The following is a 19,760-nucleotide window of genomic DNA, read 5'->3' as shown; positions in this document are numbered from 1 at the left end:
TTTCGAATCGACGCATGATAAAATCCGCGCTCGAAAACAGGTTGCTGGAAATGCATTGATGCTAACGGGTCGGTATGGTTTTCAACGTCGCTGATGCGAGTTGCCCTACCGGCGTGCTCGATGCGTCTATGCGAAATCCATCAGCGAAACAGAAAGAAACCGGTCTTGAATACACCCATCCCTTCCAAGTTGGTGATCGCCTCCCGCGAGAGCCGGCTCGCGCTTTGGCAAGCCGAGCATGTGCGATCGAAATTGTCGGCATTATATCCGCAGTGCAGTGTCGAAATTCTCGGTATGACTACGCAGGGCGACCGCATCCTCGACCGTACCCTGTCCAAGGTCGGCGGCAAGGGCCTGTTCGTCAAGGAACTCGAAGTGGCGATCGAGGAAGGCCACGCCGATCTCGCGGTCCACTCGCTGAAAGACGTGCCGATGGAATTGCCCGCAGGTTTCGCGCTTGCGGCGGTACTTGAGCGGGAAGATCCCCGCGATGCGTTCGTCTCGAACGATTTCGCGTCGCTCGACGAGTTGCCGGACGGCGCCGTGGTTGGCACCAGCAGCCTGCGCCGCCAGGCGTTGGTGGCCGCGCGGTATCCGAAGCTGGTCATTCGTCCACTGCGCGGCAATCTCGATACCCGTCTTGGCAAGCTCGATCGCGGTGAATATGCGGCGATCATCCTGGCCGCCGCGGGATTGAAACGCCTGGGCCTCGAGAGCCGAATTCGCGCCCTGATCGAACCGGAATTCAGTCTGCCGGCGCCTGGGCAAGGCGCGATGGCAATCGAGATTCTCTCCAGCCGCGACGACCTGCGCCGATTGCTTGCGCCGCTTGGACACCTGGCGACCGAGCAGGCCGTCACCGCGGAGCGCGCCGTGTCGCGCATCTTCGGCGGCAGCTGCCAGATTCCCCTTGCCGCGTTCGCGACCGTCGATGCGGACGTGCTGCGTCTGCGCGCGATGGTTGCCACGCCGGATGGCAGGCGCATGGCCAGCGCGGACCTGTCCGGCCTGTCAGCCGATCCCGAAAACGTCGGCCGGCGGATCGCCGATGCGCTGCAGGCACAGGACGCGGCATCCATCCTGGCCGCCTGCAAAGCGATGGATGCATAAAATCATCATCACCCGGCCGATGGCGCAGGCGCAGCCATTGGCGGCGCGGATGGCGTCTCTCGGCATGGAGGCGGTCCTGTTTCCATTGCTGGAGATTCATCCCCTTGCCGATCCCGCGCCATTGCGCAAGGCGGCAAGCGAGTTGCAGGAGTATGCGATGGCAGCCTTCGTGAGCCCCAATGCAATCGATGCAATGTTCGCGGAACTGCCGCGTTGGCCCTCGGGCGTGGCGATCGGGGTGATGGGTGAGGGCAGCCGTGCCGCGCTTGCGCGGCATGGCCTGAATGCAGGCAACGCGACGATCTACAGTCCGCTCGATCCCTTGAAGACGGATTCCGAAACACTGCTGGAGGCCCTGGACCTTGCCGCACTGCGCGGCAAGCGGGTGTTGATCGTGCGGGGCGAAAACGGCCGGGAACTGCTTGCCAATGCCTTGCGTTCGGCCGGGATCGACGTCACGCAAGTCGCCGCCTACCGTCGTGCCGCGCCGGAATTCGACGATAGCCGTCGCCGGCAGCTTGGTGAATTGCTCGATGGTGCGTACGACTGGATCATCACCAGTTCCGAAGCGCTGCGCATTCTGACGGCGATGGTGGAACGGACCGGGGATTCCGACGGCGTCGCCAAATTGCAACAACAACATTTCGTTGTCCCGCACGTGCGTATTGCCGAAACGGCACGTGCACTGGGCTTTCCCAACGTAACCCTGACCGGCTCAGGGGACGAACAGTTACTTGCCGCGTTACAATCCCGAGCATGAACGATTTGCCATCCTCCTCCTCTCCCGGTACTTCTCATTCGCACGCGCCCTCGCAGCACGGCTGGCCGGACGCGGTCCCGGGCAACGCCACCAGCACAAGAGGGCTGCGCCGCTTGATCTATGTCGCCTTCGGCGTACTTGCCCTTCTGCTGGCTGCCCAGTGGTGGGCGTCGCATAACCAAATCTCCAGCCTGCGCGAGGAAATTGCACAGCGCCTGAAGACAGGTGAATCGCTGAATACCGAAACCAAGGTGCTGGTGAAGTCGATGCAGGACAGCCTGCGCGAACTCGAAGCCAAGGTCAGCGTGCAGGAAAACAAGCAGGTCGAAACGCAAAGCCAGCAGCTCGCGCTCGAACAGCTCTACCAGGACCTGGCCAAGAACCGCGATGACTGGGCGTTGGCTGAAATCGAGCAGGTATTGTCGACCGCCAGCCAGCAATTGCAGCTTGCCGGCAATGTGCAAGGGGCGCTGATCGCGCTGCAGAATGCCGATTCCCGTCTTTCGGGGTCCGATCAGCCGCAGTTCATCACCATCCGCCGCGCCATCGCCAAGGACCTCGATCGCTTGCGGTCACTTCCCAATGTGGACATGACGGGTGTGGCCCTGCGACTCGACAGTGCCATCGGCCTCGTCGACAGCATGCCGCTTCTGTCGGATGAAAAGCCGCTTCTTCCGGCATCCAAGCCGAGGAATGCCCGTCCAGCAACGGATGCGCCCGGCGGAAAAGCCGACGCCGGCAACAGCACGGCATCGGAATGGCTCGCCGCTCTGGAAGAGAAATGGCATAGCTGGACCAGCGAAATGTGGAGCGAGATCCGGCAATTGATCCGGGTGCGGGACGTCGAAGCGCCGGAGGCATTGCTATTGTCCCCGACACAAGCGTATTACGCCCGCGAGAACCTGAAGCTGCGGCTGTTGAATGCGCGCCTCGCACTCCTGAGTCGCAACGAGACGGCGTTCCGCAGCGACCTGATTGCAGCACAGGACGCCATTTCGAAATATTTCGATACCCGGGCCAAGCAAACCCAAAATGCACAGGCGCTGTTGCGTCAGGTGCAGGGCACCAACCTGGTAATCGAGATGCCGACACTTGCCGAAAGCCTGAACGCGGTGCGCAACTACAAAGCCAATCCCTAGCCGCCATGCGTATCTTTATTTCGCTCGTCATTCTTTTTGCCGCCGCCATCGGTCTGGCGGTCGGCGCACGCTTCAATCCCGGAAACGTCGTGTTTTTTTACCCGCCATACCGGGTAGACCTGTCGCTCAATTTTTTCCTGCTGCTGTTGCTGCTCGTGTTCGTCACGCTCTACCTGATGCTGAACGCGATTCGCGATGCCCAGCGAATGCCGCAGCGGGTTGCCGCGTACCGCCGTGAAAAGCGCGAACGCGAAGGTAACCAGGCGATGCGCGATGCATTGAAAGCATTGTTCGAGGGGCGCTTCGGCCATGCCGAAAAGGCCGCCGCCCGCGCCTCGCAAAGCCAGGACAACACAGGACTGTCCGCCCTGATCGCGGCAAGGGCGGCTCATCGCCTGGGCCATCCCGAGCGTCGCGATACCTGGTTGGCGAAAGCGCACCAGGACGGCGCGTTGAAGACGGCCCGCCTGATGACCGCCATCGAGTTGCTGATCGATGAACGGCAGCCGGAAACCGCACTCGAGGCGGTCAATGAATTGCAGGCAACCGGCACCCGCCACATCCATGCGTTACGGCTGGCCCTGAAAGCCAATCAGCGATCCCAGAACTGGCCCGAGGTCCTTCGGCTCGTGCGCCTGCTCGATAAACGCAACGCACTGCATTCCGCCTTGTCCCGAAGGCTGCGCGAACTCGCTTACGAACATCTGTTGTCCGATCAAAGTCATGATGCGGAATCCTTGCGCCGCATGTGGAACGGCATACCTTCGGACGAGCAATTGCAGCCTTATGTCGCCTGCAGGGCGGCCGCTGCGTTCAATGCCAAGGGTTTGCATGACGACGCCCGCCGCCTGGTGGAAAAAGCGCTGGCGACCGAATGGGATGATCGCCTGATACGGGCATACGGGGAATCGGCGACCTTGGGCTCGCCCTCGTTGCTGGCACAGATCGAACGTTGCGAAGAGTGGGCGAAAGCGCGGCCGGGCGATGCGGAACTGGAATTGACGCTCGGAACGCTATGCCTGCGGCAAAAGCTATGGGGCAAAGCACAGTTTCATCTCGAACAGGCGCTGTCTGATGCGCTTGACGCCGCTACCGTGAGACAGGCGCACCTCAAGCTTGCACAATTGCACGAGGGCCTGAACCAGCCGGAAGAAGCGGCGGAACATTACCGCCGATGTGCATTGGCGACCGCCATTTGAAGTAAGGAGTCCTTCCGGCTTGCCTCGACGGGCAGGTCCGAGTGCCTGTTTGGCCGGACCAGTTCAAGCACCAATGATCTGCGCCTCATCAAGTGCGGAGCCTGCTGCGACGCACAATGCCACTCTGAAAGCCGCTATAATTCGCGGATTCAAAAATTCCCCTGACTACGAAGAGATCATCATGAGCTTGAATAAAGTTTCCGCCGGCCGGGATCTGCCGAACGATTTCAACGTCATCATCGAAATCCCGATGAATGCCGATCCGATCAAATATGAAGTGGACAAAGAGACCGGCGCCATTTTCGTGGACCGATTCATGGGTACCGCGATGCACTACCCCTGCAACTACGGTTATATCCCGCAAACCATTTCGGATGACGGCGACCCGGTCGATGTGCTGGTTGTCACGCCTTTTCCGCTGTTCCCGGGTGTAGTCGTTCGCTGCCGTCCGATTGGCGTCCTGAAGATGACGGACGAAGCCGGCGGCGACGCAAAGTTGCTGGCAGTGCCGGTCGATAAAATTTTGCCGATTTACACCCATTGGCAGAAGCCGGAAGACATGAACGACTTGCGCCTGCAGCAGATTCAACACTTCTTTGAGCATTACAAGGATCTTGAAAAAGGCAAGTGGGTGAAGGTCGAGGGTTGGCACGGTCCGGACGAAGCGCGGAAAGAAATCCTCGCTGGCGTCGAAGCATACCGGAAAGCGCAGTCGAAGTAACAATTGGTTCCTGCTCTGATAAAAGGCGCACTGTCCGGTGCGCCTTTTTTATGCCGTTGCGATCTTGCCCCTGTGCATCGACATTTCAGTCGGGATACGTCATCATAGGCCGCTACTGCAGCATGATCGGGAGTTCTTCAAGTGGTATTTCAGCCTGCCGGACCGTCGAAGATCGACGGAGCTTCCCCGGCTTTCAGCAGCGACGACGCCACCGGAGCGCGTGACCGCCTGCTGCAAAAAATCAGTGCCGAGTCCGATCTTCCATCTTTGGGCAGTTCCATTTCACGTGTCGTCGAAATGGCTTCATCCGGCGACGAAGCGGTACGAAACCTCGCTCATTTCATTTTGTCCGATGTCGCGCTGACACAGAAAATCCTGCGTATTGCCAATACGGTCGTCTACCGGACTGCCGCCGGAACACCGGTGACGACGGTATCTCGGGCAATCTTCCTGCTTGGCTTCGATACGGTGAAAACCTGCGCGTTGGCGATGCTGCTAGTGGATGGCATGTCGGGCAAGCATGCACGCAGCGTCCGTGTCGAGCTATGCCATTCGCTGACCGCCAGTATTCTTGGAAGGGAAATGGCCCGCCGCAGCCACTTCAAGGATGCCGAAGAAGCGGCGATCGCAGCGCTGTTCAAGAACATCGGGAAGCTCCTGGTTGCCTCTCATGACCATGCCTCGTATAGCGAAATCGTGGTGTTGATCGAAGGCGGGCTTGCGCCGTTGCAGGCCGCGATGAAAGTCCTTGGATGCAGCTTGGATGCGCTGGCGGATGCGGTGCTGCAGGAATGGCGGATGCCGGACACCATCATTCATGCGCTGGCACCGCTTCCCTCTGGGGTATTAAAACCGGCCAGGTCTAGGCAGGAATGGATGCAGCAGGTGGCTGCATTCAGCAGCGCCGCCGCGAGCCTCATTCCTCATGTGAGCGAGACGGGGCAACACGCCGCCAGTGCGGCGCTGCTCAACCGCTTTGGCGCCGCCCTGAATCTTGACCAGGAAAAGCTGAGTGAATTGTTCATGAACGTCGCACGGGAATCGCGGGTATTGATCAGCAATACCGGCCTTGCCCTCGATGGCATTGCTCCCGATGCAGTCGTCGACGATCAAAGTGGAGAATCGGCGGAGCAGGGCCTGCCCGAGGAATTGCTGCTGGCAGGCGGCGATGAAGGCCACCTGCAAGTCACCGAACGCCACCAGAGCGGAAAGCCGGTCAATGCCCGTGATCTGTTGTTGGCCGGCATGCAGGATGTGACGCAGATGATGGCGTCGGGCCAATGCAAAGTGAATGACCTGATGCTGCTGGTTCTGGAGACGCTGTATGGCAGCATGGGATTTCGTTTCGCAACGGTGTGTTTACGGGATATGCAGAGCGGCACCTACCGTGCGCGTATATCGATTGGTCACAACAATGCCGCTCGCCAGGCTGGTTTCGCCTTCCCCTTGACGGCGAAGAACGACTTGTTTTGTCTCGCGCTGGAAAAAGAAGCGGATCTGATGATTTCCGATGCGGCCGTGCCAAAAATTCGTTCATTGCTGCCGGCGTGGCACCGCACTTTGCTTCCGGATGCGCGCAGCTTCATCGTGCTGCCCCTGGTAGTCAATCACAAACCCATCGGCTTGTTTTACGCCGACCGGACGCAGCCTGCCCCGGAAGGTGTGCCGGCCGACGAGACTGCCTTGATCAAAACGCTGAAAGCGCAGATTGTCGGTGCACTCCAGACCCGCAGCTGATCAGAACCAGCCTATCGTGTCTCGCATGAATGCGATTGCCATGAATCCGGCGGCGACCGCCAACAACAATGTCGCGATGACCCATGCCAGCTTGCCTTGCTCCGGCGTATCGGCGGCCGGGTCTTTTTGTTCGAGCGTCGCAACCGGAATCTGAAGGCTTCGCCTTGCACGGCGTTCCCGCATCAGGAAGCGCTTGATGTCGAGCGCCATTTTTTCGGCGCTCGGATAACGCTTTTCAGGCTTTTTGCTCATCGCCATCATGACGATCTGCGACAGAGCCACCGGGATTCTCGGATCGAGTTCGGACGGCGGCGGCGGTGCCTTGTAGGCAATCTGTTGCAGCAAGTTCGCGGTGTCGCCGGCTTCGAAAGGCTTCCGGCCTGTCAGCATTTCATACATGACTGCGCCGAGCGAATAAATATCGGTACGCTCGTCCACCTGTTTGCCGGACGCCTGCTCCGGCGACATGTAATTCGGCGTACCGAGAAGATTGTTGTTGCGGAACAGCGTATATGGTTCATCTGCTCCCGCGTCCTGGTCCGGCAAGCGGTTCGGCGAACGGGCGATGCCAAAGTCGACCAGTTTTGGCTGGTCGTCCCTCACCATGAAGATATTGGCGGGCTTGATGTCGCGATGAATGACCTGGTTGCGGTGGGCGTGATCCAGTGCGTCGGCGATCTTCCATCCTATCGTGGCCACTTCGTCCGGCAGGAACCTGTGGCCGTTGGCGAGGATCTTGTTCAGTTCATGTCCTTGGAGGTATTCCATCGCGATATAGGTGCTTCCGCCTTCGCTGGACGCATCGTAGACGGTCACGATATTCGGATGCGACAGCCTTCCGGCTGCCCTGGCCTCGTTGATGAAGTGCTGCTCGTGCTTGTTTCTGTCCGCGGCGGACAGGCGCGGCTTGAAGGTCTTGATGGCGATATCGCGTGCAATCACCGGATCATGGCCGAGATACACGCAGCCGACGGAGCCGCGGCCGAGTTCGCGCGTAATGTAAAAACGCCCGATCCGATTGACGGCGGGACTGTCTGGCACGAGTGAAGCGGCGGTCGGAAAGGTCATGATGGGTTGAAGCCCGAAAGTCCCGTGAATGGCGAGGAATTATAAAACAGCTATCATCCAATTGACGCTTTTTTAACATTTATGTGGCCTGCAGGCAACCCGACTGAACTTCCATTTTCAGAAATGTAATCGATAGTCAGTAAGCGCATGGAGGAAGGAATGTGCGAAGGAGTTCTCAAAAACCTTGAGTGGTAAGCGATTGTTTTAACGGATGTCGGAGATACGCATCGCAATCGTGAAGCGCTCGCCGGCTTACCTCGTCCTGAATGGCGTGTGGTCGTTCAATTCATCGATGTACGAATCGATGCCGCCGCTTTCCTGTGCGAGGAAACGCTCGATGGCATCGGCAAAAGCAGGATGCGCCAGCCAGTGTGCGGACCAGGTTTTTTGCGGCAGGAAGCCGCGCGCCATTTTGTGCTCACCTTGCGCGCCGCCTTCGAAGCAGGCAATGCCGCGTGCGATGCAGAACTCAAGCGGCTGGTAATAGGCGGTTTCGAAATGCAGGCAAGGCACCTGTTCCAGCGCTCCCCAATATCGACCGTACAAGGTCTGCTCCGTATGCACGAGCAAGGACGAGGCGATCGCCTTGCCGTTCCGCTGCGCGACGATCAGCAGCAGATTCTCGGGCATCGTCGCACCGATCCGCTTGAAAAAATCCAGGTTCAGGTAGGGCGTAGAATAATGTTCCGCATAGGTGCGATCGTAGCAGCGCTTGAAGAAACGCCAATCCGCCTCGGTAGCTTCAATGCCCGGGACATGCCGGAAATCGATGCCGGCTTCCCGAACCTTGCGCCTCTCGGCGCGGATGTTTTTGCTTTTTTTTCGCTCCAGCGTCGACAGGAAGGCGTCGAAGTCGGCATACCCTTCATTCAGCCAGTGAAACTGCACGCCGCTGCGCAGCATGTAGCCGCTGTCCTCCAGTCGCTTTGCCTGCGCTTCGGGCGGATAAAGGATGTGTGTCGACGAGACGTCATTGCCGTCCTGCAGGGTACGCAGTGCGGTGATGAGGGCCGTTTCCGAATCCGCGTCGCGCGCCAGCAGGCGACTTCCGCTGACCGGTGTGAATGGGATTGCCGATAGCAGCTTTGGATAGTATTCCAGCCCATTTCTGCGATAGGCATCGGCCCAGGCCCAGTCAAACACATATTCGCCGTATGAATGGTTCTTGAGATAGAGCGGCATTGCAGCGTCCAGCCGGTCGTCCCGCCACAGGGTCAGGAATTGCGGTTGCCAGCCTGTCTTCGCCGATGCACAGCCCGATTCGTGGAGTGCATGCAGGAAAGCGAAGGAAAGAAACGGATTTGCATCGGCCTGGGTAGCCAGCAATCCATCCCAGGCGGCCTGGCCGATTTCCGATAAGGAAGAAACGATTCGCGTGCGATAATTCACTCGATAACTAATTTCTAACAAGTATTCATTCGGATTCATGCACGCATCAATGCGCAGCACACCAACATGACAGTCAAAGTCGCCATTGCCCAGATTAACAGTACCGTCGGCGACCTTGCCGGCAATGCCGAGAAAATTGACTCGTTTGCCCGCCGCGCCGCCGTGCAGGGCGCAGATATCGTTGTGACCCCGGAGCTTTCGCTGGTTGGGTATCCGCCCGAGGACCTGCTGCTCCGGGAGGCATTCTACGCAAAATCGGCCCAGGCGTTGGAAGCGCTCGCTGTGCGTCTTTCCGATCTGAAAGGCCTGCATGTGATTGTCGGCCATCCCGTCCTGGAGGACGGTAAACGATACAACGCGGCATCGGTGCTGGTCGATGGCCGCCTCTGCGGCACATACCGGAAATACGATTTGCCGAACTACACGGTATTCGATGAAAAGCGATATTTTTCGTCGGCCGACGAAGCGTTGGTCTTCGATGTCAAGGGTACGCGCTTCGGTATCAATATCTGCGAAGATACATGGTCACCCCATGCACCTGCCAGGGCGAGAGCGGCCGGGGCGCAAGTGCTATTGGTGCCAAACGGATCGCCTTTCCACATGACGAAGCCGCACCTGCGCCATGATGTGATGCGTGCCAACGTGAGCCGGCAGCTTCTGTCGCTGGTGTATGCGAATCTGGTCGGCGGCCAGGATGAACTGATATTTGACGGCAACTCCTTTGTCATGGACCAGGCCGGCGCGGTGTGCGCGCAACTGCGTCATTGCGCCGAGGACCTGCAAGTGATTGAATTCATCAACGGCGTCCCGACCCCGGGTTTCAGGGCGCCAGAAATGCCGGTCGAGGCGCAGGTTTACCAAGCCCTGGTACTGGGTGTGCGCGACTATGTTTCCAAGAACGGTTTTCCGAGCGTGCTGATCGGGTTGTCCGGCGGGGTTGATTCAGCGTTGACGCTCGCGGTGGCGGTGGATGCGCTCGGGGCCGACAAGGTAAGAGCCGTAATGATGCCTTCGCCCTATACAGCGGAAATCTCGTGGCTGGATTCCCGCGACATGGCCGCACGGGTTGGCGTGCGCTTTGACGAAATTCCGATTCTGGATTGCTTCACAGCGTTCCGCGGAACGCTGGAAAAAGAATTCCGGGGATTGAAACAGGACACCACCGAAGAAAACATCCAGGCCCGCATCCGGGGTACGCTGCTCATGGCACTGTCGAACAAGTACGGCAGCATCGTACTGACTACCGGTAACAAAAGCGAAATGGCGGTTGGTTACTGCACGCTCTACGGCGATATGGCAGGCGGTTTCGCGGTGATCAAGGATATTGCGAAGACGCTGGTGTATCGTCTCTGCGACTACCGCAATTCGATATCAGACGTGATCCCGAAACGGATTTTGACCCGTGCACCGTCGGCAGAGCTGCGGCCGGACCAGACCGACCAGGACTCATTGCCGCCGTATGAGGTGCTGGACGGGATCATGCAGATGTACATGGAAGAGAATCGCAGTATTGCCGAGATTCTCGACGCGGGGTATCGTAAGGACGATGTGGAGCGCGTCACCCGGCTGATAAAGATCAATGAGTACAAGCGCCGTCAGGCGCCGATCGGTATTCGCGTCACGCACCGCGCTTTTGGCCGCGACTGGCGCTACCCGATCACATCCGGATTTCATGAGTAACATTCAAAAGGAGTTGTGATGAAACTGATTACCGCTGTGATTAAGCCCTTCAAGCTGGATGAAGTGCGCGAAGCGCTGGGCGAAATAGGCGTGACCGGATTGACGGTAACGGAAGTGAAGGGATTTGGCCGTCAGAAAGGCCACACCGAACTGTATCGCGGCGCGGAGTATGTGGTCGATTTCCTGCCGAAGGTGAAGATCGAAGCCGTGGTCGACAATAATGTCGTCGACATGGCAGTCGATGCCATCATCAAGGCAGCCCGCACCGGCAAGATCGGGGACGGCAAGATATTCGTCACCGAAGTGGAGCAGGTGATCCGGATTCGCACCGGCGAAACCGGCGTCGATGCGGTTTGAATCGTATCGCGTCCCGTATCGATAGATGCCGAAGCCCGGCAGCAGCATGGCGGAATCCGGGCTGGATCGAATATGCTCAAGCTTTCAGCAAAACGACCAACGCTCCCGCTCCGCCATCCACGGCACGAGCCTGGCAGAACGCCATGACCTCGTCCTTCTGTACCAGCCAGTTGCGGACTTTACTCTTCAGTACCGGCTCCTTGTTGATCGATCCAAGCCCCTTGCCGTGAATCACGCGCACACAACGCTGCCCGCGTTTGACCGCATTGCGAAGAAACTCCGCCAGCGCTTCCCGTGCTTCCTCGCGGCGCATGCCATGCAGATCAAGCTGTCCCTGGATCACCCAGTGGCCACGGCGCAGTTTGCGAACGGTATCGGAGCTGATGCCTTCGCGAGCGTAACTCAGCCCTTCATCGGTATCCAGGAGGGTATCGACATTGAATTCATCCGATAGTGACTGTTCCAGCGCGGCCTGTTCGTCGGCAAGGTGGTGCTTCGCAATGGGAAGCGGACGGGGAGGGGGCGAATGTGTCTTGTCGGTGGGCGTAAGCGGCGCAACATCGCCGATGCTGCGGCGGAACAGGTCTGTATCTGCCCGTAGTTGTTTTTCACGTTCCAGGCGCTCGGCTTCGGCGGCCTTGCGTTGTTCTTCCTGTGCCTTCAGTTCATTGCGCAGCGACTTCAGCGCGGCAAAATCCTTGATGGAGCCAGACATGATGTGTCCTTGTACCTTCGCGCCGGCAGGCGGCGCAGGCGGCTCCGGACCATTGAAGAGTCGAAGCCGCCGTTGGTGAATCCCTGATGTCGTTTACTGCGCAACGCTTTCCAGATAGCGTTGCGCGTCGAGCGCGGCCATGCACCCCGTGCCGGAACTGGTGATGGCCTGCCTGTACACATGGTCCTGCACGTCGCCGGCAGCAAAGACGCCCGGAATATTCGTCGACGTTGCCATGCCTTCCAGGCCGGTTTTCGTGATGATGTAGCCGTTCTTCATTTCCAGCTGGCCTTCGAAAATGCTGGTGTTCGGCTTGTGGCCGATGGCGATGAAAACGCCATGTAAAGACAATGCCGTCACGTTGCCATCGGTGGTGGATTTGATCCGGATGCCGGTCACGCCGCTATTGTCGCCAGTGACTTCTTCCAGCGTGTGATTCCATTTCACTTCGATCTTGCCTTCCGCAACCTTCGCCATCAGGCGGTCGATCAGGATGGCTTCGGCACGGAATTTATCGCGCCTGTGCACCACCGTGACCTTGTTGGCGATGTTGGAGAGATACAGCGCTTCTTCCACCGCGGTATTGCCCCCGCCCACCACTGCCACGTCCTGGCCCTTGTAGAAAAAACCGTCGCAGGTTGCGCATGCGGATACACCCTTGCCCATGAAGGCTTCTTCCGACGGCAATCCCAGGTACTGGGCCGACGCACCCGTGGCAATGATCAGCGCGTCGCAGGTGTATTCGCCCGAATCGCCGATCAGGCGGATCGGCTTCTCCGTCAGTTTCGCGGTGTGGATGTAATCGAAAACGATCTCGGTATTGAATCGTTCCGCATGCTGCAACAGGCGCTGCATGAGTTCGGGACCCTGCACGCCAAGGGGATCGCCCGGCCAGTTCTCGACATCGGTGGTGGTCATGAGCTGGCCACCCTGTTCGACACCGGTAATCAGGACGGGTTTGAGATTCGCGCGTGCGGCATAGACGGCAGCGCTGTAACCGGCCGGTCCGGAGCCGACGATCAGTACATGAGCGTGTTTTGGGGTAGGCATAAGATTAAGATCAACGATGAAGGTAACAATCGGAAGAGTGCGGGCGCCGTGCATCGTCATGGCAATCGACATGAATCAAGGTACCTCCGGCACCGCTTCTGTCGACTACATATGACACCGTCCTGCGAAATTTCAACACGGGCCGCATTTATGCAGTAAGGCAACGGAAAACTGGTTAAGATTATAGTCGAACCTGCATCGGCAGCACCGGCGGCCGCGAATTGCACCACGAATTGCGCCATGTTCGAAGAACAACACACCGCCTCCCGCGCCCATATCACTGCATTACCCTGATTTATGACCAAAACAACCCAAGCCTACAATCGCAATACCAATGCAAATCAGGCCCAGCCGTTGCCGGGCCGCCTTGTGCGCCTGCTTTCCGAGGCGCGATGGTTTGCCCTGGCGGGGATGACGGTGTACCTGTTGCTGATTTTCCTCACTTATTCCAAGCTGGATCCCGGCTGGTCCCAGGCTAGCGTGGTTCCGAAACTTAATAATTGGGGTGGACGCCTTGGTGCCTGGCTCGCCGATCTGATGCTGTTTGTTTTCGGCGCCTCGGCGTGGTGGTGGTGCGTGCTAGCGATGCGTTCCGCCTTCGTCGGTTACCGGCGATTGTCCCAGCGATTCCTGCTGCAGAAGGAGCCGGAGGTGGAACATATGCACGAAGTCTGGATCCGCGCCTTCGGATTCGGACTGATGTTGTTCAGCAGCGTCGCAATCGAGTATCTGCGTCTGTATTCGCTGAAGTTGCAATTGCCGCGCGCACCAGGCGGCGTTCTCGGCGAATTGATCGGCGGCGCTGCGCAGAAAGCCTTCGGCTTTACCGGTGCCACCCTGTTTCTGTTACTGATTTTCGGTGTCGGCTTCAGCCTGTTTTTCCAGGTGTCCTGGTTGTCTGTCGCCGAACGTATCGGCGGCGCCATCGAACATGCGATTGAATCCCTTCGCAATCTGTATGCGGCGCGCGAAGACCGCCGGGCGGGCCAGGTTGCCGCCGTCAAGCGGGAAGTGACGGTAGTGCAGGAGCGGGCAAAGATTGTCGAGGCGCCGCCGATCCGCATCGAGCCGCAGGTGGTCGCCGTGCCGAAGTCCGAACGGGTCGAAAAGGAAAAGCAGGTCTCCCTGTTCGCCGACCTGCCGGATACCAACCTGCCCCCGCTGTCGCTGCTGGACGAACCACCGCCGGCGCAGGAAACGGTCAGCGTTGAAACATTGGAATTCACCAGCCGCCTGATCGAAAAGAAGTTGTCCGACTTCGGCGTCGAGGCGAAGGTCGTTGCGGCATATCCAGGCCCTGTCATTACCCGCTATGAAATCGAGCCGGCGACCGGGGTGAAAGGCAGCCAGATCGTCAATCTTGCCCGCGACCTGGCGCGTTCGCTGTCGCTGACCTCGATACGCGTTGTGGAAACCATCCCAGGCAAGAACTTCATGGGGCTGGAACTGCCGAATCCGAAACGCCAGATCGTGCGGCTGACAGAAATCCTCGGGTCCAAGGTTTACAACGACAGTTCGTCCAGCCTTACCGTTGCGCTTGGCAAGGACATCGCCGGCAACCCGGTGGTGGCCGACCTGGCCAAGATGCCGCACCTGCTGGTCGCGGGTACCACCGGCTCGGGCAAATCGGTCGGCATCAACGCGACCATCCTGTCCCTGCTGTACAAATCCGATCCGAATTTTGTGCGCATGATCCTGATCGACCCAAAGATGCTGGAGATGTCGGTGTACGAGGGCATTCCTCATCTGCTGGCACCGGTCGTCACGGACATGCGGCAGGCGGGCCATGCGCTGAACTGGGCGGTGGCTGAAATGGAGCGTCGCTACAAGCTGATGTCGAAGCTTGGCGTGCGCAACCTTGCCGGCTATAACGCCAAGATCGCCGAGGCCGAGAAAAACGAAGAGAAGATTCCGAATCCGTTCAGCCTGACGCCGGATGCGCCGGAGCCACTGGAGAAATTGCCGACGATCGTCATCATCATCGATGAATTGGCGGATCTCATGATGGTGGTCGGGAAGAAGGTGGAAGAACTGATCGCCCGCATCGCGCAGAAAGCGCGCGCCGCCGGCCTTCACCTCATCCTGGCGACGCAACGCCCATCGGTTGATGTCATCACCGGCCTGATCAAGGCGAATATCCCGACGCGCATTGCCTTCCAGGTCAGCAGCAAGATCGATTCGCGCACCATCCTTGATCAGATGGGCGCGGAAGCCCTGCTCGGCATGGGTGACATGCTCTACATGCCGCCGGGGACGGGCTTGCCGGTTCGTGTGCACGGGGCATTTGTATCGGACGAGGAAGTGCACCGGGTGGTGAGTCACCTCAAGGCACAGGGGGAACCGAATTACATTGAGGGAATCTTAGAAGGGGGAACTTCCGAAGACGGCGGTGAGCTTGCGGTTGGCGGCGAAGGCGGCGCATCAGGAGATGAAGCCGATCCGATGTATGACCAGGCTGTTGCCGTTGTCCTGAAGAACCGCCGCGCTTCGATTTCCCTGGTGCAGCGTCACTTGCGCATCGGTTACAATCGCGCGGCACGCCTGCTCGAACAAATGGAGCAGAGCGGCCTTGTTTCCAACATGCAGTCCAACGGCAATCGTGAAATATTGGTGCCGGCTGGCAATACCGAATAAGGAAACGCCTTGGATCAATCCCGTCGTCCCCGTTTCGACCTTCCCCGTGGTTCATTGAAACTGCTGCTGGCGTGTGCCGCTGTACTGCCTGCGCTGGCGCAGGCGGCAGCACTCGACCAGTTCAAGTCCTTTGTGTCGTCGACCAAGGCCGCCAAGGGCGAATTCATCCAGCGCCAAATCAAGACAGACGAGGCGGGCAAGGGTACTCCCCGGGTATCGACGCCCGCAACCGGCACCTTTGTCTTTGCCCGTCCGGGCAAATTTATCTGGACCTACGTAAAACCGTATGAACAGGTTTTGCAGGCCGATGGCGACAAGCTCTATATCTACGACAAGGACCTGAACCAGGTCACGGTCCGCAAGCTCGGCAACGCGCTCGGCTCGTCGCCGGCCGCGATCCTGTTCGGTAGCAACGACCTCGAAAAGAATTTCACCCTCAAGGAAGCCGGTAGCCGGGACGGGCTCGAATGGTTGCAGGCAATTCCGAAAGCAAAGGACACGACCTTCGATCAGATCAGCATCGGCTTGAAAGACGGCGTGCCGATGGCGATGGAGTTGAAGGATTCCTTCGGCCAGGTCTCGCTGCTGACCTTCAAGAACTTTGAAAAAAATCCGCAGATCGCATCGGACCAGTTCCGTTTCGAGACGCCCAAGGGGGCGGATGTATTCCAGCAGTAAGCCGGCATTTGCGGGCAACTCCCGCGCACCATGATGGCAACCATTCCGCTCGCCGAAAGGCTTCGCCCGCAGTCGCTTGACGACGTGATCGGCCAGCACCATCTGCTCGGGCCGGGCAAGCCTTTGCGAGTGGCGTTTGAATCCGGCGAGCCGCACTCCATGATCCTCTGGGGGCCGCCCGGCGTCGGCAAGACGACGCTGGCGCGCTTGATGGCCGACAGCTTTGCTGCGGAGTTCATCGCATTGTCGGCGGTGCTGTCCGGAGTGAAGGACATCCGCGAAGCGGTCGAACGCGCGCAGGTCGTCCAGGCCAATTCCGCGCGCCGGACCATTCTCTTCGTCGATGAAGTCCATCGTTTCAATAAAAGCCAGCAGGATGCCTTTCTTCCGCATGTCGAGAGCGGCCTGTTCACCTTCATCGGCGCGACGACCGAAAACCCTTCGTTTGAAGTCAATGGCGCACTGCTGTCCCGAGCGGCGGTATATGTTCTCAAATCCCTGTCGGACAAAGACCTTGACGCACTTGTTGACCGTGCCTGCATCCAGGAACTGGACGGACTGGATTTCACGCCAGAGGCGAAAGCGATCCTGATTGCCAGCGCCGACGGCGACGGTCGCAAGCTGCTGAACAATCTCGAAATCGTGGCGCGCGCCGCGGCGGCCAATGAGCAGCAGGAAGTCGACGAGGCCTTGCTGGCGACCGCGCTGGCGGAGAATCTGCGGCGATTCGACAAGGGTGGCGACGCCTTCTACGACCAGATATCGGCCCTGCATAAGTCGGTCCGAGGCTCCAACCCGGACGCCGCGCTGTACTGGCTGGTGCGGATGATGGACGGCGGCGCCGATCCGCGTTACCTGGCGCGCCGCATCATCCGGATGGCTGCGGAAGATATCGGCCTGGCCGATCCAAGGGCGTTGCGACTGTCTCTGGATGCCGCGGAAACCTATGAGCGGCTCGGGTCGCCCGAAGGGGAGCTCGCCCTCGCCGAAGCCGTGATTTATCTTGCCTGCGCGGCCAAGTCCAATGCGGTCTATAACGCCTACAATGCCGCGCGCGCCTTCATCGCGAAGGACAAGTCAAGGCCGGTGCCCGAGCATCTGCGAAATGCGCCGACGAAGCTGATGAAGGAACTGGGCTACGGGAAGCTGTATCGGTATGCCCATGACGAACCGCAAGGCTATGCGGCGGGCGAAACCTATCTGCCGGAGGGAATGCGGGAGCCGGGATGGTATCGGCCGGTGGACCGCGGGCTGGAAGTGAAGATCGGCGAAAAACTGGAATACCTGCGTTCCCTGGACCGCGACGCGAAGAAGGACGGCAAGAAATAACCCGGAAGATTGCCGGTTCGCTTTGTTTTCTTTGGCAATCATCAAGCGAATGCAGTCGCAGCGCGTCGGGGAACGATGTCCTCGCTTGGTACAATGTCGCTTTCGCAATCCTGACCGGCAATTTCCATGATCGACATCCAATTACTCCGTAAAGACATCGACGGCGTCGCCGCACGCCTGGCTGCGCGCAAATTCCAGCTCGATGTCGCCACCTTCAATGCGCTGGAAACCGAGCGCAAGCAGATACAGACCAGAACCGAAGAACTGCAAGGCAAGCGCAATACCTTGTCGAAACAGATCGGCATGCTGAAGGGAAAGGGCGAGGATACGTCCGCCGTGATGGCCGAGGTGGCAGGGTTGGGCGATGAACTGAAGGCTTCGGCGGACAGGCTTGATGTGGTGCAGGCGCAATTGAGCGAATTCATGCTGGCGATTCCGAACCTGCCCCACGAATCGGTGCCCGCCGGACAGGACGAAAGCGCCAATGTGGAAGTGCGCAAGGTCGGTGTGCCACGCACTTTCGATTTCGACGTCAAGGACCATGTCGATGTCGGCGCGCCGCTTGGCCTGGATTTCGATGTGGCGGCGAAACTGACCGGTTCGCGCTTCGCCGTCATGAAAGGCGCCATCGCACGCCTGCATCGCGGGCTCGCACAATTCATGCTGGATACCCACACCACCGAGAACGGCTATGTCGAGTGCTATACACCTTACATGGTGAATGCTGATTCCCTGCGCGGCACCGGCCAGTTGCCGAAATTCGAGGCAGACCTGTTCGCCACGAAAAAAGGCGGGCAGGAAGGCGAGGGCGAGGCCTTGTACCTGATTCCCACGTCGGAGGTCACCCTGACAAACACCGTGCGCGACGAAATCGTGTCGCCGGATGCGCTGCCGATCAAGCTGACCGCCCACACGCCATGCTTCCGCTCGGAAGCCGGCAGCTATGGCCGTGACACGCGCGGCATGATCCGCCAGCACCAGTTCGACAAGGTGGAAATGGTGCAGATCGTCTATCCCGAAAATTCGTATGACGCCCTGGAGGAAATGGTCGGTCATGCCGAAGGCATCCTGCAGAAGCTCGGCCTGCCTTACCGGGTCGTGGCTTTATGTACCGGCGACATGGGTTTTGGTGCAGCGAAAACCTACGATCTCGAAGTATGGCTGCCGGCGCAGAATACCTATCGCGAAATTTCATCCATCTCGAACTGTGAAGCATTCCAGGCGCGCCGGATGCAGGCACGCTTCCGCAATGCCCAGGGCAAGCCCGAACTGCTGCATACCTTGAACGGCTCAGGCCTTGCCGTGGGCCGCACGCTGGTTGCCATCCTGGAGAATTACCAGCAGGCGGACGGCAGTGTGGAAATTCCGGAGGCGCTCCGGCCTTACATGGGTGGGTTGGCTCGCCTCGGTCCGCACAGTTAATCGTCGTCGGCAGGGCACAAACCTGCCGCGCGACGTTCGATGAACAGGCTGTTTCCGGGTAATTTCTTTGCCTGTTTCTTCGCATCCGCCGCCGCGGCGGCGATCTGGTGATGCGATCCATATTGTCCCGGCTGCACCTTCACGACACCGGCCGATACCGTGATCAGCGGGTGGAAAATGCGCTCACCGCGCCGGTCTTCGCTGATATAGCCGCCGCGTTCGCGGTCGGCTTCGGTATAGAACATCGGCAGATCAGCGGCAAACCGGTCGAGACATGCCTTGCACCGGTTTTCCCAATCTTCGCTCTGAAACAGCAAGATGAAATCATCGCCGCCGATGTGGCCGATGAAATCCCGGTTGGGATCACAATGCTCGCTCAGTATCTTTCCGACGGCCTGAATGACGTCATCGCCTTTCCGATAGCCATACACATCGTTAAATGGCTTGAAGTGGTCAAGATCCACGTAGCAGGCGGTGAAATGTACCGCGCTGCCGAGAAGGCGATCGATGTGCTCATCAATCGGCACATTGCCCGGCAACAGCGTAAGCGGATTGGCATAGCGGGCCGCGGTGATCTGCATTTCGGTAATCTCGCGCATCAGATCATGTCCGGTGCCCATGCCGAGATATCTGCCCCGGTCGGTGATGACAAACCCGTTCATCAAATGATGGCGGTCCGCCGCAACAATTTTCTGGCTCAACTCCTGCAGTGTGCTGTCCTTGTCGGCGATCAGCGGATTCCCATCCATGAAGGCGGTGCAGGACCGTTTTC

Annotated in this window: 17 protein-coding genes; 12 read left to right on the top strand and 5 right to left on the bottom strand. The window is 59.0% G+C overall.

The window, feature by feature from the left end; genetic code table 11:
- Positions 1-120 precede the first annotated feature (120 nt).
- The 6 genes from hemC (at position 121) to V7080_RS04755 (ending at position 6,666) form a co-directional block, all read left to right on the top strand.
- Positions 121-1,110, top strand: coding sequence for a hydroxymethylbilane synthase (gene hemC / locus V7080_RS04780; RefSeq protein ID WP_334187261.1), 990 nt, complete (start codon positions 121-123; stop codon positions 1,108-1,110).
- Positions 1,103-1,870, top strand: a complete 768-nt coding sequence (locus tag V7080_RS04775) for a uroporphyrinogen-III synthase (RefSeq protein WP_334187260.1) — start codon at positions 1,103-1,105, stop codon at positions 1,868-1,870. The genes hemC and V7080_RS04775 overlap by 8 nt, the downstream gene beginning before the upstream one ends.
- Positions 1,867-3,009 (top strand): uroporphyrinogen-III C-methyltransferase, encoded by a 1,143-nt coding sequence (locus tag V7080_RS04770; RefSeq protein WP_334187259.1) that lies wholly within the window; start codon positions 1,867-1,869, stop codon positions 3,007-3,009. The genes V7080_RS04775 and V7080_RS04770 overlap by 4 nt, the downstream gene beginning before the upstream one ends.
- Before the next feature lie 5 nt (positions 3,010-3,014).
- Positions 3,015-4,208: a heme biosynthesis protein HemY gene (locus tag V7080_RS04765; protein ID WP_334187258.1), complete on the top strand. Its 1,194-nt coding sequence runs from the start codon at positions 3,015-3,017 to the stop codon at positions 4,206-4,208.
- Positions 4,209-4,389: 181 nt separating this feature from the next.
- Positions 4,390-4,929, top strand: coding sequence for an inorganic diphosphatase (gene ppa / locus V7080_RS04760; RefSeq protein ID WP_334187257.1), 540 nt, complete (start codon positions 4,390-4,392; stop codon positions 4,927-4,929).
- A 141-nt stretch (positions 4,930-5,070) separates the two neighbouring features.
- Positions 5,071-6,666 carry an HDOD domain-containing protein gene (locus V7080_RS04755; protein ID WP_334187256.1) on the top strand — a complete coding sequence of 532 codons (1,596 nt, stop codon included), beginning with the start codon at positions 5,071-5,073 and terminating at the stop codon, positions 6,664-6,666.
- Here the strand turns inward: V7080_RS04755 and V7080_RS04750 are convergent, their stop codons facing one another.
- Entirely contained in the window at positions 6,667-7,734 is a 1,068-nt protein-coding gene (locus V7080_RS04750; RefSeq protein WP_334187255.1) for a serine/threonine protein kinase, read from the bottom strand.
- 252 nt (positions 7,735-7,986) lie between these two features.
- Entirely contained in the window at positions 7,987-9,162 is a 1,176-nt protein-coding gene (locus V7080_RS04745; RefSeq protein WP_442947181.1) for a GNAT family N-acetyltransferase, read from the bottom strand.
- A 27-nt stretch (positions 9,163-9,189) separates the two neighbouring features.
- On the opposite strand from V7080_RS04745, the gene V7080_RS04740 reads away from it, so the two are divergent.
- Both V7080_RS04740 and V7080_RS04735 read left to right on the top strand, forming a co-directional pair.
- On the top strand, positions 9,190-10,803 hold the full coding sequence (locus V7080_RS04740; protein WP_334187254.1) for an NAD+ synthase: 1,614 nt from the start codon (positions 9,190-9,192) through the stop codon (positions 10,801-10,803).
- 18 nt (positions 10,804-10,821) lie between these two features.
- Positions 10,822-11,160, top strand: coding sequence for a P-II family nitrogen regulator (locus V7080_RS04735; protein ID WP_334187253.1), 339 nt, complete (start codon positions 10,822-10,824; stop codon positions 11,158-11,160).
- Positions 11,161-11,236: 76 nt separating this feature from the next.
- On the opposite strand, the gene V7080_RS04730 is transcribed toward V7080_RS04735, so the two are convergent.
- A complete protein-coding gene (locus V7080_RS04730) occupies positions 11,237-11,875 on the bottom strand; it encodes a Smr/MutS family protein (RefSeq protein ID WP_334187252.1) in 639 nt (212 codons plus the stop codon).
- Between the two features lie 93 nt (positions 11,876-11,968).
- Positions 11,969-12,925: a thioredoxin-disulfide reductase gene (gene trxB, locus V7080_RS04725; RefSeq protein ID WP_334187251.1), complete on the bottom strand. Its 957-nt coding sequence runs from the start codon at positions 12,923-12,925 to the stop codon at positions 11,969-11,971.
- Positions 12,926-13,222: 297 nt separating this feature from the next.
- On the opposite strand from trxB, the gene V7080_RS04720 reads away from it, so the two are divergent.
- From V7080_RS04720 to serS, 4 genes are all read left to right on the top strand, one after another.
- Positions 13,223-15,559 carry a DNA translocase FtsK gene (locus V7080_RS04720; protein ID WP_334187250.1) on the top strand — a complete coding sequence of 779 codons (2,337 nt, stop codon included), beginning with the start codon at positions 13,223-13,225 and terminating at the stop codon, positions 15,557-15,559.
- A gap of 54 nt (positions 15,560-15,613) precedes the next feature.
- Positions 15,614-16,237, top strand: a complete 624-nt coding sequence (gene lolA, locus V7080_RS04715) for an outer membrane lipoprotein chaperone LolA (RefSeq protein ID WP_334187272.1) — start codon at positions 15,614-15,616, stop codon at positions 16,235-16,237.
- 33 nt (positions 16,238-16,270) lie between these two features.
- The gene (locus tag V7080_RS04710; RefSeq protein WP_334187249.1) at positions 16,271-17,566 is read left to right on the top strand and encodes a replication-associated recombination protein A; all 1,296 of its coding nucleotides are present in this window, start codon (positions 16,271-16,273) and stop codon (positions 17,564-17,566) included.
- Between the two features lie 126 nt (positions 17,567-17,692).
- Positions 17,693-18,988, top strand: coding sequence for a serine--tRNA ligase (serS, locus tag V7080_RS04705; protein WP_334187248.1), 1,296 nt, complete (start codon positions 17,693-17,695; stop codon positions 18,986-18,988).
- On the opposite strand, the gene V7080_RS04700 is transcribed toward serS, so the two are convergent.
- The coding region (locus V7080_RS04700; protein WP_334187247.1) for a GGDEF domain-containing protein at positions 18,985-19,760 on the bottom strand (776 nt) is incomplete at its 5' end. The two genes, serS and V7080_RS04700, sit on opposite strands and share 4 nt — an antisense overlap.

It is taken from the genome of Noviherbaspirillum sp. (assembly GCF_036846085.1).
Classification (GTDB): domain Bacteria; phylum Pseudomonadota; class Gammaproteobacteria; order Burkholderiales; family Burkholderiaceae_D; genus Noviherbaspirillum.
The sequence above is the reverse complement of the archived record's forward strand: the minus strand, read 5'-3'. Positions and strand labels throughout refer to the sequence as shown.

What these genes read in the sequence shown, in the direction of transcription:
- hemC (WP_334187261.1), top strand. Translation starts at nt 121, where the DNA reads ATGCGTCTATGCGAAATCCATCAGCGAAACAGAAAGAAACCGGTCTTG.
- V7080_RS04775 (WP_334187260.1), top strand. Translation starts at nt 1,103, where the DNA reads ATGCATAAAATCATCATCACCCGGCCGATGGCGCAGGCGCAGCCATTG.
- V7080_RS04770 (WP_334187259.1), top strand. Translation starts at nt 1,867, where the DNA reads ATGAACGATTTGCCATCCTCCTCCTCTCCCGGTACTTCTCATTCGCAC.
- V7080_RS04765 (WP_334187258.1), top strand. Translation starts at nt 3,015, where the DNA reads ATGCGTATCTTTATTTCGCTCGTCATTCTTTTTGCCGCCGCCATCGGT.
- ppa (WP_334187257.1), top strand. Translation starts at nt 4,390, where the DNA reads ATGAGCTTGAATAAAGTTTCCGCCGGCCGGGATCTGCCGAACGATTTC.
- V7080_RS04750 (WP_334187255.1), bottom strand. Translation starts at nt 7,734, where the DNA reads ATGACCTTTCCGACCGCCGCTTCACTCGTGCCAGACAGTCCCGCCGTC.
- V7080_RS04745 (WP_442947181.1), bottom strand. Translation starts at nt 9,162, where the DNA reads ATGAATCCGAATGAATACTTGTTAGAAATTAGTTATCGAGTGAATTAT.
- V7080_RS04740 (WP_334187254.1), top strand. Translation starts at nt 9,190, where the DNA reads ATGACAGTCAAAGTCGCCATTGCCCAGATTAACAGTACCGTCGGCGAC.
- V7080_RS04735 (WP_334187253.1), top strand. Translation starts at nt 10,822, where the DNA reads ATGAAACTGATTACCGCTGTGATTAAGCCCTTCAAGCTGGATGAAGTG.
- V7080_RS04730 (WP_334187252.1), bottom strand. Translation starts at nt 11,875, where the DNA reads ATGTCTGGCTCCATCAAGGATTTTGCCGCGCTGAAGTCGCTGCGCAAT.
- trxB (WP_334187251.1), bottom strand. Translation starts at nt 12,925, where the DNA reads ATGCCTACCCCAAAACACGCTCATGTACTGATCGTCGGCTCCGGACCG.
- V7080_RS04720 (WP_334187250.1), top strand. Translation starts at nt 13,223, where the DNA reads ATGACCAAAACAACCCAAGCCTACAATCGCAATACCAATGCAAATCAG.
- V7080_RS04710 (WP_334187249.1), top strand. Translation starts at nt 16,271, where the DNA reads ATGGCAACCATTCCGCTCGCCGAAAGGCTTCGCCCGCAGTCGCTTGAC.
- serS (WP_334187248.1), top strand. Translation starts at nt 17,693, where the DNA reads ATGATCGACATCCAATTACTCCGTAAAGACATCGACGGCGTCGCCGCA.